General features: G+C 71.0%; 8 protein-coding genes. 2 read left to right on the top strand and 6 right to left on the bottom strand.

What is annotated here, in order from left to right; all coding sequences use genetic code 11:
* Positions 1-33 precede the first annotated feature (33 nt).
* Complete coding sequence (locus ACFP1K_RS05645) at positions 34-4,197, bottom strand: tetratricopeptide repeat protein (RefSeq protein WP_380747613.1); 4,164 nt, start codon at positions 4,195-4,197, stop codon at positions 34-36.
* Positions 4,198-4,769: 572 nt separating this feature from the next.
* Here ACFP1K_RS05645 and ACFP1K_RS05650 point away from each other — a divergent pair.
* A complete protein-coding gene (locus tag ACFP1K_RS05650) occupies positions 4,770-5,177 on the top strand; it encodes a toll/interleukin-1 receptor domain-containing protein (protein ID WP_380747615.1) in 408 nt (135 codons plus the stop codon).
* The gene (locus tag ACFP1K_RS05655; protein ID WP_380747617.1) at positions 5,174-9,130 is read left to right on the top strand and encodes a tetratricopeptide repeat protein; all 3,957 of its coding nucleotides are present in this window, start codon (positions 5,174-5,176) and stop codon (positions 9,128-9,130) included. Before ACFP1K_RS05650 ends, ACFP1K_RS05655 begins: the two co-directional genes overlap by 4 nt.
* Here the strand turns inward: ACFP1K_RS05655 and ACFP1K_RS05660 are convergent.
* From ACFP1K_RS05660 to ACFP1K_RS05680, 5 genes are all read right to left on the bottom strand, one after another.
* On the bottom strand, positions 9,096-10,568 hold the full coding sequence (locus tag ACFP1K_RS05660) for a glycoside hydrolase family 130 protein (RefSeq protein ID WP_380747619.1): 1,473 nt from the start codon (positions 10,566-10,568) through the stop codon (positions 9,096-9,098). The two genes, ACFP1K_RS05655 and ACFP1K_RS05660, sit on opposite strands and share 35 nt — an antisense overlap.
* Positions 10,565-11,569, bottom strand: coding sequence for a glycosyltransferase (locus ACFP1K_RS05665; protein WP_380747621.1), 1,005 nt, complete (start codon positions 11,567-11,569; stop codon positions 10,565-10,567). Before ACFP1K_RS05665 ends, ACFP1K_RS05660 begins: the two co-directional genes overlap by 4 nt.
* A complete protein-coding gene (locus ACFP1K_RS05670) occupies positions 11,566-12,699 on the bottom strand; it encodes a glycosyltransferase (RefSeq protein ID WP_380747623.1) in 1,134 nt (377 codons plus the stop codon). Before ACFP1K_RS05670 ends, ACFP1K_RS05665 begins: the two co-directional genes overlap by 4 nt.
* 192 nt (positions 12,700-12,891) lie before the next feature.
* Positions 12,892-13,899 carry a glycosyltransferase family 4 protein gene (locus ACFP1K_RS05675; protein ID WP_380747625.1) on the bottom strand — a complete coding sequence of 336 codons (1,008 nt, stop codon included), beginning with the start codon at positions 13,897-13,899 and terminating at the stop codon, positions 12,892-12,894.
* A 163-nt stretch (positions 13,900-14,062) separates the two neighbouring features.
* On the bottom strand, positions 14,063-15,094 hold the full coding sequence (locus ACFP1K_RS05680) for an aminotransferase class V-fold PLP-dependent enzyme (RefSeq protein WP_380747627.1): 1,032 nt from the start codon (positions 15,092-15,094) through the stop codon (positions 14,063-14,065).
* Positions 15,095-15,097 lie beyond the last annotated feature (3 nt).

The following is a 15,097-nucleotide window of genomic DNA, read 5'->3' on the forward strand; positions in this document are numbered from 1 at the left end:
CTCACACCCTCCGGGAACCACCCTCGACCGACGTCAATCACCGGACTCCAGCCGAGCGATGACGGCGTCGACCGTTCCGCTGTCGAGTTGTTCCGCGAGCAGCCGCCGAAACTCTCCCTCGCCCAACACTCGACGCTGCTGGTTCAGCCAGTACAGGTCAGTGGACACCTGCGGTGACCCCAATTGTTCGCGGATGCTCAGGCTGCGAAGGTTGTAGACGACTGCCTCGGCGGCCCGGCCGATCTGGGTGTACAGCACCCCGATCTGACTGAACGATATGGCCATGCCGGCACGGTTACCGAGTTCCTCGTTGATGGTCAGGGATTTGCGGTACCACTCCAGCGCCTGGTCGTACTCCCCCCGCTCCTGGGCGATCATGCCGAGCTGGTGGTAGCTGCTGGCCATGCCAGCACGGTTGCCGATTTCCTCTTCGATGGTCAGGGACTTGCGGTACCACTCCAGCGCCTGGTCGTACTCCCCCCGCTCCTGGGCGATCATGCCGAGCTGGTGGTAGCTGCTGGCCATGCCGGCGCGGTTGCCGAGTTCCTCTTTGATGGTCAGGGAGTTGCGGTACCACGCGAGCGCCTGGTCGTACTCCCCCCGCAGCTCGGCGATTCTGCCGAGCTGGTGGTAGCTGCTGGCCATGCCGGCGCGGTTGCCGAGTTCCTCGTTGATGGTGAGGGACTTGCGGTACCACGCGAGCGCCTGGTCGTACTCCCCCCGCAGCTCGGCGATTCTGCCGAGCTGGTGGTAGCTGGCGGCCATGCCGGCGCGGTTGCCGAGTTCCTCGTTGATGGTGAGGGACTTGCGGTACCACGCGAGCGCCTGGTCGTACTCCCCCCGCTCCTGGGCGATCAAGCCGAGCTGGTGGATACAGGCGGCTTGTTCGCGGCTGTTGTCGGGAAGCCACGAGGAGGTCTCCACGTAGAGCTGCTGCTCCCAGCTCCACGCCCCCCAGGTATGCAACCGCTGGCATACCCAGTGGGTAGCGCCGGCTGCGGCGTCCAGGTCGCCTGAGCGGTGGTGGTGATAGCGGGCCTCCACCATGTCCTCCAGATCCTGTCGCGGGCCCTGCGGCCGGACCTGGACCCGCCAGCGCCAGTACCGCGCTGCAGCCGCATGCGCCTCCCGCACCTCATCGCCCGGGGTCAGCGGCGGACGGGCCAGCGCCTGCGCCGTCCACCGATGCACCACAAACGTCCCCTGATCATCTATCCCCGGGACCAGCAACCCCAGTCCCGCCAGCACCCCCACCGACACATCCACCCCCACCGGCTCCACCAACGGCGCCACCCGCTCCGCCGCCACATCCCGCCACACCTGCGACACCTCACCCGGCGACAACTCCAGATCCTCCACCCCAGCCTGCGGGTCCTTCTGGCGCGCCCGGGTCAGCAACTCGCTCATCTGATCCAGCCGCTGCTCCCGTTCGGGGTCTGGATCTATTTGGGTGCTGACCGGCCAGGCCAGACCCGCCCGGTCCACCGGACGCCGATACACCGACACCCCCACCAGCACCCGCCGCGCCAACCCATCCACCAACCCCACCAACTCACCCACCAACGCATCATCCACCGCCAGCGTCACCGCCTCCGCCTCCGCCAACGCACCATCCAACCCCCGCCCCTCACCCAGCCACCCCGCAGGATCATCAACCCCCCGCTCCCGCACCAAACGCTCCAACCGCTCACCCACATCCACAAAACGCGCACGCCCACCCCGCAACAACGCATCCACATACTCCAACGCCCGCGGATGACCCCCCACCACCGTCCACGCCCGCCGCTGCTCCTCATACGACAGCACATCCAGCCCCGGCAACCGCCACATCAACTTCCGTGCCTCAGCCCACGACAATGGACCCAGATGACGGACCACCAACCGCCGATGCGCATCCTGCGGCAATGCGAACGGAAATCGGCTGGTGATGAGCAGCCGAACGTTTCGTCCTCGCTGGATCCACGCGGCAAGGAACGCCGCCAGTTCCTGGTCGAGGAAAGCGAAATGGTCGCCATGAGCGAGATTGTCCTCGAAGTTGTCCAGCAGCACGGTGAGCGGGGGAGCGGCGATCCTTCGGTTCAGCTCGGTGGAGACGGTACCGAGTACCAGCGTCAGCGCATCGAGTCGTACCTGCCAGGGATAGTCCAGGCGGCGCAGGAACTGGGTGAGTTCGCGTAGAGGTTCACCAGAGGCGCCGACGGTGGCGGTGGTGGCGAGGAGCTTGTCCGCGATGCCGCCGAGGATCTGGTCGGGGGAGGTGCGGCCGACGAGGGAGACGACCAATCCGGCGTCGGGTCCGAGCCAGCCGATGAGCTCGGCGGCCAGGCTGCTCTTTCCGACGCCGCCGATGCCGTGCAGCAGCGCCCCGGTGTGGTTCCGTAGAGCGGCACGCAGGGCGCGCAGTTCGGTGCGCCGTCCGACGAAGTCGCCGACGGCCCGCACGACGACGCCTGGGTCGAGGGGTACGGCGGACGGGGGGCTGACGTCCGCGTCCACGCCACGGCTGACGTCGTACAAGGGGATCGACGGGCCGCGCAGGAACAGTGCGGGGGTGGCCCACTCGGCCAGGGCGGTGTCTCGGTCGCCGTCGGGCGCCGTCCGGCGGGCGGCTTCCAGGGTGCGGCGTGCCTCCGACAACGCGGTGAGTACGTCTGGTTCGGGGCGGATGGCCAGTTCGCGGTAGAGGGCGGCGGTGAGGAGGCTGGCGTAGCGGTCGGTCACCGGTGCGGTCATGGCCAGCACGGCGGGGACCCCGGCGGCCGAGAGCCCGCGCGCCAGCCCGCTCAACGCCGTTTCTGCCTGTTCGGCGGACGTGTCGTCGGACGGGGACTCCCGGGTGTCCAGAGCGGTCGAGCACCCCGACAGCACGACCAGTGGCACGCCTCGGTCACGGGGGATAGCCCGGACGAGCCGATCGGCGGTGACCTTGTCGACACCGCCCTGTTCGTCCTCCAGATGCAGCACCCCAGGCCCGGCGTGGCAGGAGATGTGCAGCACATGGAACCGCTCCTGCTTGAGCGCGTCCACGATGGCCGGCAGGGAGCCCTGGTTGAGGATCCGCACGTGGGCGGCCGCGTGGCGCCGGGCGTCGTCCACCGCGTCGAGGATGCGGCGCAGTTCCGCCTCGAGATCCAGCAGCGGCCCACCCTCCGGCCCGTCCGGGGCGGCGGCCACGGCGAGGATGCGCAACGGCGCCAGGATGCCGATCGCCGGGGTGTGCCCGCCGGTGGGCAGGCAACGGAACAGATCCACGCACGGGTGCAGGGCCAGCGGCTCGACCTCCCCAGGCCGGCTCGGCGGCCGGGCCTCCCCGGTGCCGGTAGGCGTCTGGACCCCCCAGGCTCCGGCCGGCGTCCGGACCGCTCCGGGCAAGGTCAGCGTCTCCCACGGCAGACCGGCCAGCTCGTCGTCGACCTGTACGCCGAGCCGCAACGTACTGTTCCGCCCCGCCGCCTCGGCCACCGCGCCGGCCAGCGCCTCCCCGGCCGCCCCCGACAGGAACGTCTCACCCAGCCCGGCGCCGACCTCACGCGAACGCGTGTCCAGCAGAGCGGCCGGGCGCCCGGCCGGGCCGTCGTTCTTGGTGAGCAACTCCTGCGCCCGGCCCGTACGGGCGCGGTCGAGCTGCCATAGCCGTTCTTCCAACGCATGCGTCAACGGCGCGGGCACATGGGTCGCCTCAGGTTCGCCGCCGACCGGCCCGAACGCGACCATGTCCCGTCCGATGCGCAGCAGAACCTCCCGGGCCCCTTCCGGCCGGTGGTGCTTGTAGGACTCCAGCGGCACACTCGAGGGCCGCTGACCTCGCAACACGTCGAGCAGCTCCCGGTACGGCCTCTCCTGGTCCTCCCCCCGGAAGTCCAGCGGACGTCGGGAGGCGGCGAACGCGCCGACCGGCACGTCTTCCAGCAGCGCCGGGATGAACCGCCGATCCTCGGGCCCCGAGAGCAGAGCCGCGTACTTGGCGGCACTCATCGGATCGGCCTCGGTGCTGTGGCTGTAGACGAAGACAACACTGGCCGAAGCACTGATGAGGTCTTCGATCCGGCGGACGATGATGTCGCCCGGCAGGTAGTTCTCCAGCGCCGCCCGCACCCCGTCCCCGGATAATCGGGCCTGAAGCCGTCGCGCCCACTCCAGGTCGGCCTGGGCGTGCACGACGAACACCTCGTAGGTGGTCCCAGCCGGTTCGCTCACCCTGCCTGCCCCGCGTCCGTCGTCCCCGACCCCCTTGACCGCTAGGACGCTCATCACCGGGCGGAGGTTTGCCGCAGATCCAATAGTCGACCACAATCGGCTACATAGAGCCACGACACGCCTACGCACATTAGCCTGTTTGGTATGGACATGGCCGGGTTCGCCCTTACCCTCATCGGCACCCTGGCCGGCCTCGCTGGCGCCTTCGCGTGGGTCCCCGTACGCGACCAGCTGTCGCGCCGGAGCGCCAGGCGGACCGCGGGCCCGCCGTCCCCACCTCCTCGCCGGCCTCGTGGGCGCCTACTTCGCATGGGTCCTCGTGCGCGACCAGCTGTCGCGCCGGAGTGCCAGGCGGATCGCGGGCCAGCCGTCCCCACCTCCTCTTCCAGAAGCGGGCAAGACAGGCGCCATGACATACGACGAGTTCGTCTCTGCTCATCGGCACCCCGGCCGGCATCGCGGGTGCCTGCTTCGTATGGCTTCCGGTGCGCGACCGGCTGTCGCGCCGGCGTGCCAGGTGGAAGGCGGGCCCGACTTCTCACCTCTCCCCTCAAGCGGGCAAGACAGGCGCTATGACATACGACGTGTTCGTCTCCTATTCGCACGATGACAAGAACCTGGTGAAGGACCTGGTGGAACGCCTCGGGCGGCGCGGTGTCAGGGTCGTGCGAGACGAGGTGGTGATGCGGCCGGGCACACCGCTCGTCCACGCGGTGGAGCAGGCCATCCGGGACGCGGCCCATGGCCTGCTGGTCTTCAGTGAGGCGTCGATGGCGAGCGGCTGGGTGACCAACGAGTACTACGTCCTGATGCAGCGCTCCATCGAGAACGGCCAGTTGTTCATCCCGGTGCTCGCCGACGACGTCCCGCTCCCCGAGCTCGCCCGCAGCCGCTTCTACAGCGACCTGCGCGACGTCACCGGCGAGGTGTTCGACCAGCGTGCCGACGCCCTGGCCGAGGCACTGCGGGTCGCTCCGTGACCGACGCGTTCATCGCATACGCCCCGCAGGACACCACCTGGGTCCGCTGGCTCGCCGACCGATTACGGGCGGCGGGGCTGACCGTCGCGTACAAAGAGGTGCTGGAGTCACCGGGCGCGCTGATCGTGGACACGATCGAGCGGGCGATCGGCGCCGCCGCGCACGGCATCCTGGTGTTCAGCCGCGCCGCACTGGCCGACGGCTGGGTCCGCGAGGCGTACCAGAGCCTGATGCGCCGCTCGATCGAGGACCAGCGGCGGTTCATCCCGGTACTGATCGAGGACGTCGAACTCCCGGAGTTCGCCGCCAACCGCTTCCACGTCGACCTCTCCCAGGCGGACGGCCCGGAGGCCGACCGCCGGTTGGCCGACCTGATACGCGCCTTGCGCGACCAGGCACCCCAGCCGGAACCCGGCCCGGAGGGACGCCCGGGAAGCAACGTCCGCCCGGACAACCCCCACCACTGCACCCTGCGGATCACCCCCGGCCAGGTCACCCTCCGCACCAGATCAGGCGAGACAGTGAGCCACCCGCCGGCCCCCGGCCCCCGCCTGGCCGACCTGACCTGGCGCCTGGAGTCCGCTCGCGCACGCGGCACACTGGTCACCCGAGGGACGGACAAGGGCGGCGGCATGGGAGCCCTGCTCACCGAGTACGGCCGCGAACTCGGCACCGCGTACCTGTCCGGCCCCGCCGGAGACGCGCTCCTCACCGAGCTGAAAGCGGCCCGAGCCCAGAACGCGGCCCTGCGCCTCGGCCTGGAACTCGCCGACGAACTGGCCGACCTCCCCTGGGAGACCCTGATCGCCCCCGGCGAGCCGGAACCGCTGGCACTCCAGCCCCGGGTACAGATGTTCCGCAGCGTCCCCGCCACCACCGCCACCCCGCTCATGCCCATCCGGGGCCCGCTACGCATCTTGGTCGCGATGGCCGCCCCCGAAGGCCCCGGCGGCGGCGCCGTACTCGACCTGGAGGCGGAACTCGCCAAGATCCTCGACTCGGTGCAGTCCGCCCGCAAGGGAGGCCGCGACCGCCCGGGCGCCTACGTCCGCATCCTCAACCAGGGCACCCTGGACGCCATCCGCGACGCCCTCCTCCAGGAGCGCTACCACGTCCTGCACATCTCCTGCCACGCCAAACCGGGCGTGCTGCTCCTGGAGGACGCCGACGGCCGAGTGGACGAGGTGACCACCCGCCGCTTCATCGACGAGGCCCTCCCGGCGAACAGAGGCGTCCCCCTCCTGGTCCTGTCCGGCTGCTCCACCGCCCTCACCCAGCCTGCCTCCACCGAGGACGACCCCGGTGAGCAGGAGCCTCTGACCGGCCTGGCCCGCGGCCTGACCGCCGCCGGCCTACCCGCCGTCCTGGCGATGACCGCCCCGGTGACCGACCCGTACGCCACCGCCCTGGCCAGATCCCTCTACTACGAGCTGTCCGTCCGCGACACCCCCGAGGTGCTCCCCGCCTTCTGCGACGCCCGCCGCCGCCTGGAGCAGGCTCGCCGCCGCCTCCCCCCGGCGACCCTGGAGGCGTCCCTGGTGGAATGGGCCACCCCCGCACTGTTCCTCCGCGGCCCGTCCCTACCGCTCTACACCCCTGCCGACGGCTTCGACCAGATCACCGCCCCACCGGAACCCCAGTTCGCCGACGGCGTCCCACTCCGCAAGGTGGGCGAGTTCGTCGGCCGCCGCACCGAGCTCCGCACCGCCCTGACCGCCCTGCACGCGGACGGCCCCGGCGTCCTGCTCCACGGCATCGGCGGCGTCGGCAAGAGCAGCCTGGCCGCCGAACTACTCCGCCGCCTCGGCCCCGACACCGGCGTGCTGGTCTCCGCGATCAGCCAGACCAGCCCCGACCAGCTGCTGGACGAGATCGGCCGCACTCTGCTGACCGCCTTCGAGGACGAGCAGGTACGGCGGCTCGCCACCTACGTCCGCCGGCCGAGCGAGGAGTGGTCCGAACGTCTTCAAGCCCTGGGTCCTCTGTTCGCCCAGGTACCGGTGACCTTGCTGCTGGACAACTTCGAGGACAACCTCGACAACGACCAGGCCCGATGGACGATTCGTGACCCAGGTCTCGCCGAGTTCCTGACCGCGTGGATCCGTCTGCGTGGCACGCACAAGTTGCTCATCACCAGCCGGTTTCCTTTCGTGTTGCCACAGGATGCGCATCGGCGGTTGGTGGTCCGCCATCTGGGTCCGTTGTCGTGGGCTGAGGCGCGGAAGCTGATGTGGCGGTTGCCGGGTCTGGATGCCCTGGGAGCAGAGGACCAGCAGCGGGCATGGACGGTGGTGGGAGGTCATCCACGGGCGTTGGAGTATGTGGACGCGTTGTTGCGGGGTGGGCGTGCACGTTTCGCTGATGTGGGTGAGCGGTTGGAGCGTTTGGTGCGCGATCGGGGGGTTGCTGATCCTGCGGGGTGGCTGGGTGCGGGGCGGGGGTTGGACGGTGCGTTGGCTAAGGCGGTGACGCTGGCGGTGGATGATGCGCTGGTGGGTGAGTTGGTGGGGTTGGTGGATGGGTTGGCGCGGCGGGTGCTGGTGGGGGTGTCGGTGTATCGGCGTCCGGTGGACCGGGCCGGGCTGGCGGTGGCGCAGGTGTGGCGGGATGTAGAGGCGGACCGGGTGGCTCCGTCGACGGAGCCGGTGGGGGTGGATGCGGCGGTGGGGGTGCTGGCGGGTCTGGGGTTGCTGGTCCCGGAGGTGGACGACCAGAACCAGGGGACGTTTGTGGTGCATCGGTGGACGGCGGAGGCGCTGGCCCGTCCGCAGCTGACCCCGGGCGATGAGGTGCGGAAGGCGCATGCGGCGGCGGCGCGGTACTGGCGCCGGCGGGTCCAGGTCCGGCGGCAAGACCAGCGACAGGCCCTGGAGGACATGGTGGAGGCCCGCTACCACCACCACCGCTCAGGCGACCTGAGCGCCGCAGCCAACGCGACCGACTGGGTGCGTGAGCGGTTGCACACCTGGGGCGCGTGGAGCTGGGAGCAGCAGCTGTGCATGGAGACCTTGTCGTGGTTCCCCGACAACAGCCGGGAACAAGCCGTCGGTTTCCACCAGCTCGGCATGATCGCTCAGCTGCGGGGGGAGTATGACCAGGCGCTGGAGTGGTGCCGCAAGTCCCTGACCATCAAAGAGGAACTCGGCAACCGCGCCGGCATGGCCAGAAGCTACCACCAGCTCGGCGTGATCGCTCAGGAGCGGGGGGAGTACGACCAGGCGCTGGAGTGGTACCGCAAGGCCCTGACCATCAGCGAGGAGCTCGGCAACCGCGCCGGCATGGCCAACGGCTACCACCAGCTCGGCGTGATCGCCCAGCAGCGGGGGGAGTATGACCAGGCGCTGGAGTGGTACCGCAACTCCCTGACCATTGAAGAGGAACTCGGCAACCGCACCGGCATGGCCATCAGCTACTACCAGCTCGGCAGGATCTCCGGGGAGCGAGGGGAGTACGACCAGGCGCTGAAATGGTGCCGCAAGTCGCTGACCATCAGCGAGGAGCTCGGTAACCGCGTCGGTATGGCCAACGGCTACCACCAGCTCGGCGTGATCGCCCAGCAGCGGGGGGAGTATGACCGGGCGCTGGAGTGGTACCGCAAGGCCCTGACCATCAGAGAGGAACTCGGCAACCGCGCCGACATGGCCGCATCGATCAGTCAGATCGGGGTGCTGTACACCCAGATCGGCCGGGCCGCCGAGGGAGTCGTCTACAACCTTCGCAGCCTCGGCATCCTTGTACAACTGGGGTCACCGCAGGTCTCCCGCAACCTGTACTGGTTGAACAGACAGCGGCAGGAGTTGGGAGAGACGGAGTTTCTTCGCATTCTCGCCGACCACCTCGACGCCGATTCCATGCACGACCTTCTCGCCGCGCTGTCCGATGAGGGCGGGCCGACGTGCGCCGTGGGCACGCAGGGGCTTATGCCGGAATCATCGCCTCGACGAGGGTGGTGAGAGGGATGCGGGCGAAGCCGATGCGGGCGTCGCTGGCGCCGTAGGGGATCCAGATCGCGGCGGCGTGGAGGAGGCCGCCGCAGGAGTAGACGACGTTGGGGACGTAGCCTTCGCGTTCGGTTTCGTTGGAGGTGAGGAGGGTGCCGGGGAGTTCGGCGATGACCCGGTGGGGGTGGTGGATGTCCAGGAGGAGGGCGCCCATGGCGTAGTCGCGCATGGGGCCCACACCGTGGGTCAGGACGAGCCATCCGTGGTCGGTCTCGATGGGGGAGCCGCAGTTGCCCACCTGGATCAGTTCCCAGCCGCGGTGGGGGGCGTGCAGAGGCACGGGTGACTGCCAGGTGTTGTGGCGGTCCAGGGTGGTGAGGCCGATGGTCTCGCCGTCGGAGCGGCACAGGGCCAGGTGGTGTCCCCCTACGGGGCGGGGGAACAGGGCCATGCCTTTGTTGGCGGAGGCGGGGCCGCGCAGGGGGGTCATCTCGAAGTGGCGCAGGTCGTCGGTGGCGATCTGGTGGGAGCGGATGTGGCGGCCGTCGTAGGCGGTGTAGGTGGCGCGGTATGACGGGGTGCCTTCCTCGTCGACGACGCGGACGAAACGGGCGTCCTCCATGCCGTTGCTCTCGGCGGCGGTCGCCGGCCAGAGCACCCGGCGGTGCAGGGGGAGTCCGGCGGGGAAGGTCACGGCGTATTCGGAGTGCGTCTCGCGGCGCATCTCCTCCAGGGTTCGCTGCGTGGTGGCACGGGTGAGCAGGTCGGTGGGCAGCCGGGCGATCGACTGTTCGAAGTCGTCGTCGTCGAAGCGTTCCGGCAGGGATCCCAGGATGGCGGCCGAGACCTCGTTGTCCCAGGACTCGTCGGAGAGCCCGGCGGCGAGCAGGTCGCGCCGGTGACGGGTCCCGTGGCGGCGTCCGACCGACAGGGCGCCGGAGCGGCCTGTGACCGTCAGGCCGGAACCGGGGCCGAGCAGCGCCGTGGCGAAGCCGATGGAGGACAGGTGTCCCTCGCCGATCTGCCGCAGGCTGATCGCCACGCGGAGCTGCCCGGGGGCCAGCCCGGACTGGTCGGGGTGGGGGACCATCGAGGGGTTGCACACGGCCGCGCCCTCGACGGCGTACTCGTGGCTGAAGTAGGCGCCCACCAGGAGGCGTCGCGGCGGGGACAGGCCCGCGTCACGCGGGATGCGATGGCGGACCAGGTCGTGATGGTGGGCGAACGTCGCCTCCAGGTCGTCGTGCCGCCCGCCGAATCGCCGCAGGGTCTCCTGGAGCAGGAGGGTCGCCGCGTCGTCGTCGAGGCGCGTGATCCGGTCGATGAGCGTGGCGGCCCGGCTACGGGTGAGCGCGGCGTCCTCCCCGGGCACGAACAGCTTGACGATCACTCTTCGCGGGTCGGGGGAGAGCGTCGGTCCGAGCCGGGTGGCCAGGTCGCCGCCGGTCATGAGAGCCGTCCGGCGTGCTGCATGGTGGAGATCAGCGCGAGGGTCGACTCCGCGCCCTGGTTGAGGTTGGGGCCGTGCTCGGTCAGGCCGTCGTAGCCGCCGCCGGTGGCGGGGTCCCACATCGGGACGCCGGCGTCGTTGCGGCCCTGGAACCACGCCGCCGCCCGCCGTACCCCCTTCTGCCACGAGGGCTCGCCGGTCGCGAGCGCGGCGACGGCGCAGGCGTCGGCGAGCGCGGCCACCTCGATCGGCTGCTGGTCGTAGCGGTCCGGTGGGGTGCCCGGCCGACGGCCGGTGGCGGGCACGACGCGGAGCCGGTCGTTCTCCGTCTGGACGGCGCACAACCAGGTGAGCATGTGCAGGCCGGTGTCGAGCTGCTGCCGGTCGCCGCTCAGGTCTCCCGCGGCGATGACCACCTCGGCGAGGGCGGCGTTGGCGTAGGTCAGGGACGGCTGCGGCCACGGCCAGGAGGGGTCCTCCGAGGGAGCGCCGATCGCGCCCGCGGCGTCCTTCAGCAGCGCGGCGGCCACGTCGTCGTCCGGGGCGGTCCGCAGGATCTCCGCCGCGCCGAGCCCGGCGAAGACCATGGCCCGCGGATGCGGGGAGCGCCGCACGGCGCCGAGGGCGAAGGCGAGCCGCGCCTCCTCCCGGATCCACGGAGAGTGGTTGCGGGCCGCCGCGGTGCCGAGGCCCCACATCGCCCGGCCCCACCAGTCGCCGACGCCCGGCTCGTCGCGCCAGCGCCGGTCGAAGGTGAGCCTGTTGCGGAACGCGCCGGAGCCATCCTGGGCGTGGGTGAGAAAGGCCAGGTAACACTCCGCCAGCCGGGTCAGCCGGCGCGACGGGCGTTGTTCCCGGCTGGCGACGACGAGCCCGCGGGCCACGTCGTCGGTGCAGTAACCGTGGTGCCGTCGGACGACGGCGTGCCGCGCGTGCTCGAACAGGCCGGTGTCGTCGCTCAACCGGGCCAGGTGCCGGTAGTCGGGCGCGGGGAAGCTCATTGCATGGCGGGGGCCACCGCGGCCGGTTCGGCGGCGAGGAGCGACCGGGCGATTCCGGCGTAGCGGGCCGCGACCGCGGGCCACAGCAGCGTCGGGACGAGGCCGTGGGTGCGGCCGGCGAGGTCGCGTGCCAGGCCGGGTTCGGTGAGGATGCGGCGTACGGCACCGGCGAGCGCGGCGGGGTCGCCGTGCGGGACCAGCAGTCCCGGGCCGTCGGAGAGCAGTTCCACGGCGTGCGGGAACGAGGTGGCGACGACGGGCACGCCCGCGGCCACGGCCTCGATGAGGACACCGGACGTGACCTGCTCCGCCGAGTCGTAGGGCAGCAGGACGACGTCCGCCGAGCGGATCAACCGGCTCAGCGACGCCTGTTCCCGGTACACGGGGTCGTGCCGCACGGCGGCGGACACCCCGAGCCGGGCGGCGAGGTCGTGCAGGCTGTCACGGTAGGCCTCCCCATGGAACTCCAGCACCTTGGGGTGGGTCTTCCCGGCGATGGTGTAGGTCGGCCTTATGTCTCCGAGCAGCGCGAGCGCGCGCAACGCCCACTCGACGCCCTTGCCGGGGCCGAGCAGCCCCCAGGTGAGCAGGTGCGGGCGGAAGTGATGCCGGGCGGGGGTCCGCGTGTGGTCGGCGGTCCCGTGGGGGATGAGGAACACCTTGCGGGGGTCGACCAGATAGCCGTTCAACAGCCGGTCACGGGCGGTGCCGGTCATGACCACGATCGCGTCGGCGGCGGCGCCGATCTCCTCGAGCAGGGCTTTCTGCCGGGAGGTGGGCATGGTCAGGACGGTGTGCATGACCACGACGGCGGGTACGGCGAGGGACCGCAGCAGCGGCAGGACGTCCTGGCCGTCCTGGCCCGGGTAGATGCCGTACTCGTGCTGCACGATGGCCACGTCGAAGCGCTCCAGGGCGGCGGCCGCGGCCCGCCAGCCACCGAGGTCACCGGAGGACCAGGTGTGCACGACGCCGGCCGCGGGGCGTTCGTCGTCGCCGTCCGTGGTGACACGGACGATTCCGCCGGACACGCCACCGTAGGTGAGGTGGGCGGCCAGGGCGGAGTTGAAGGTCGCTAGTCCGCACCGGGTGGGCGGATGGGTGCTGAGAAAGCCGTATGTGCAGGCCAACTGTCATGCCTTCCAGTGAGCGCCCGCACCAGAATGTGTGCAATACGGGCTCGCGCGGTGAGGACTTGCTGTCCGTCTGCCTGTGCGATGAGATCCCGGGCCTGTCGCCGGGGGCCCGCCCTCGTGCGGGGGCCCGGCCGTCGCGACCTTCAGCCGATGGCGAGGTCCGCGCATGACCGACACTACCAGGCGCTAATTACGTTCATATATCCCGGCATACACGCGCAGGTAGCCGTCGACCATTTGATCTACGCTGAATCGGCGCCCGGCCTGCGCGCGGCAGCCCGCGCGATCGATCGTCGCGACGCGCGCCACCGCGGCGACGGCCTCGTCGAGCGAGTCCACCAGGAAACCCGTGACACCCTCGTCGACGACTTCGGCCATGGATCCGCGCCGGTACGCGACGACGGGCGTGCCGCAGGCCATCGCCTCGACCACCGACAGGCCGAACGGTTCGTCGAACGCGATGGGATGCAGCAGCGCGGCGCCGCCGCCGAGGATCTCGGCTCGCCGATCCGGGCCGACCGACCCGAGGTACCTGACCTGCTCCCCGTCGACCAGCGGGGCGACCTGCTGCTCGAAGTACCGCTCGTCCTGGACGATCCCGCAGATGGTGAGCGGCATCCCGGCCCGCCGGGCGATCTCGATCGCCGTGTGCGTTCCCTTGTCGGGATGAACACGGCCGAAGCTGATCAGCCGCGAGCCCCCCGACGGGGAGAAGGGAAACGCGCTGAGATCGATCCCGTGATGGACGGTGGCCACGTAGTCCAGCTCCGGGCTGCGGTCCGAGTCCGAGATCGAGACGTAGGCGGACCGGGCACGGGCGTACGCGGGCAGGATGCCCGCCCCGGAGAATCCGTGAACCGTGGTGAGCAACGGCGCCCGGCAGTGCGCGGCGAACGCCAGAGGCAGCCAGTCGAGGTGGCTGTGCACGATGTCGAACTCCCCCGAGCGGCTGAACGCGTGCGCGACGTGCATCGCCTCCCACACCCGCCCGTCCAGGGACGGATCGTCCGCGTACCCCCGGGGGCACACCCCGTCCAGCGTCCCCGAGGTGACGGAGTCCAGGGTGGCGAACAGCGTCACGTCGACCCCGCGAGCCGTCAGCCCCTCGGCGAGCAGGCTCGTCACCTGCTCCCACGGCCCGTAGTGAAGCGGAGGCGTGCGCCAGGCCACCGGCCCCAGCAGCGCGACCCTCACCGGCCGCCGGCGTACGAGAACTCCTCGCGCCGTCCGGTGCGCCGGCGCCCGTCCCGCCACTTCGGGCACCGTGACGCCCGGATATCGGGACAGCTCATCGCCCACCTCCTGGTGTGCTCGCCACTGCGGACGTTACACCCCGGGCCGCCCGCGCCCGTCACGGTCAGGCGGTGAGGGCCTTCACGGCCTGGTCGACGTCGTCGGGGGTCGTGTAGAGGTGGAACGACGCGCGGACCTTGCCCGCGCGGACGGAGCTGCGGATGCCCGCGGCCTCCAGGCGGCGTTCGGCGTCCGGGAAGTCGACGGTGACGATGGCGCTGCCGGTGGGCTCGCGGTCGAGGGCGGTGAGGAAGCGGGCGGCGAGGGCGGTGTCGTGCGCGTGGACGGCCTCTATGCCTATCTCGTTGAGCAGTTCGAGGGCGGGGGCGGCGCCTACCTGGCAGAACCACGCGGGGGAGAGGTCGAACGCGCGGGCGTCCTGCGCCAGGCGCAGGGGCGGGCCGTAGAAGGAGCCGCCGGGGTCGGATCCGGCGTACCAGTTGGCGGCGGTGGGGCGCATCCCGGCGCGTGCCCGGGGCGACAGGTAGCCGTACGCGGCGCCGCGCGGGGCCATCAGCCACTTGTAGGCGCCGCAGACCAGCACGTCGAAGCGGGAGGCGTCGACGGGGAGCCAGCCGCAGGCCTGGCTGGCGTCCACCGCCACCAGCGCGTCATGGGCGCGGGCGGCGGACAGGATGTCGTCCACCGGGGCCAGGCGGCCGTCGGCGGACTGCACCAGGCTGAACGCCACGACCCGCGTGCCGGCGTCCACGGCCTCGGCCAGGTGGTCCAGCGGGACGGTGCGCACGTCGGCGGACACCGCCCAGGGGAACAGGTTGGAGGTGAACTCCTCCTCCGGCAGGACGACGCGGGACCCGGGAGGCAGGCTGGAGGCGACGGGGGCGAGCATCTGCGAGACGGTGGCGCCGACCATGACGTCCTCGCCGGGCACGCCCATCATGGTGGCGAAGGCGGCGCGGGCCCGGGTGGTGGCGTCGTTCCAGGGGCGCCAGCTCGTCCGCCCCACCCGCCAGTCGGCGAGCGCCCGCTGCAGGTCCTCGAAGGCCGGCCGGGGCGGCAGGCCGTAGCTGGCGGTGTCCAGCCAGCCCGGCATCGGATCCCACAACCCCTGAACGCCGGCGATGTCCATGCCCATGGG

The sequence above is a fragment of the Sphaerisporangium aureirubrum genome, from assembly GCF_042658925.1.
Taxonomy (GTDB): Bacteria; Actinomycetota; Actinomycetes; order Streptosporangiales; family Streptosporangiaceae; genus Sphaerisporangium; species Sphaerisporangium aureirubrum.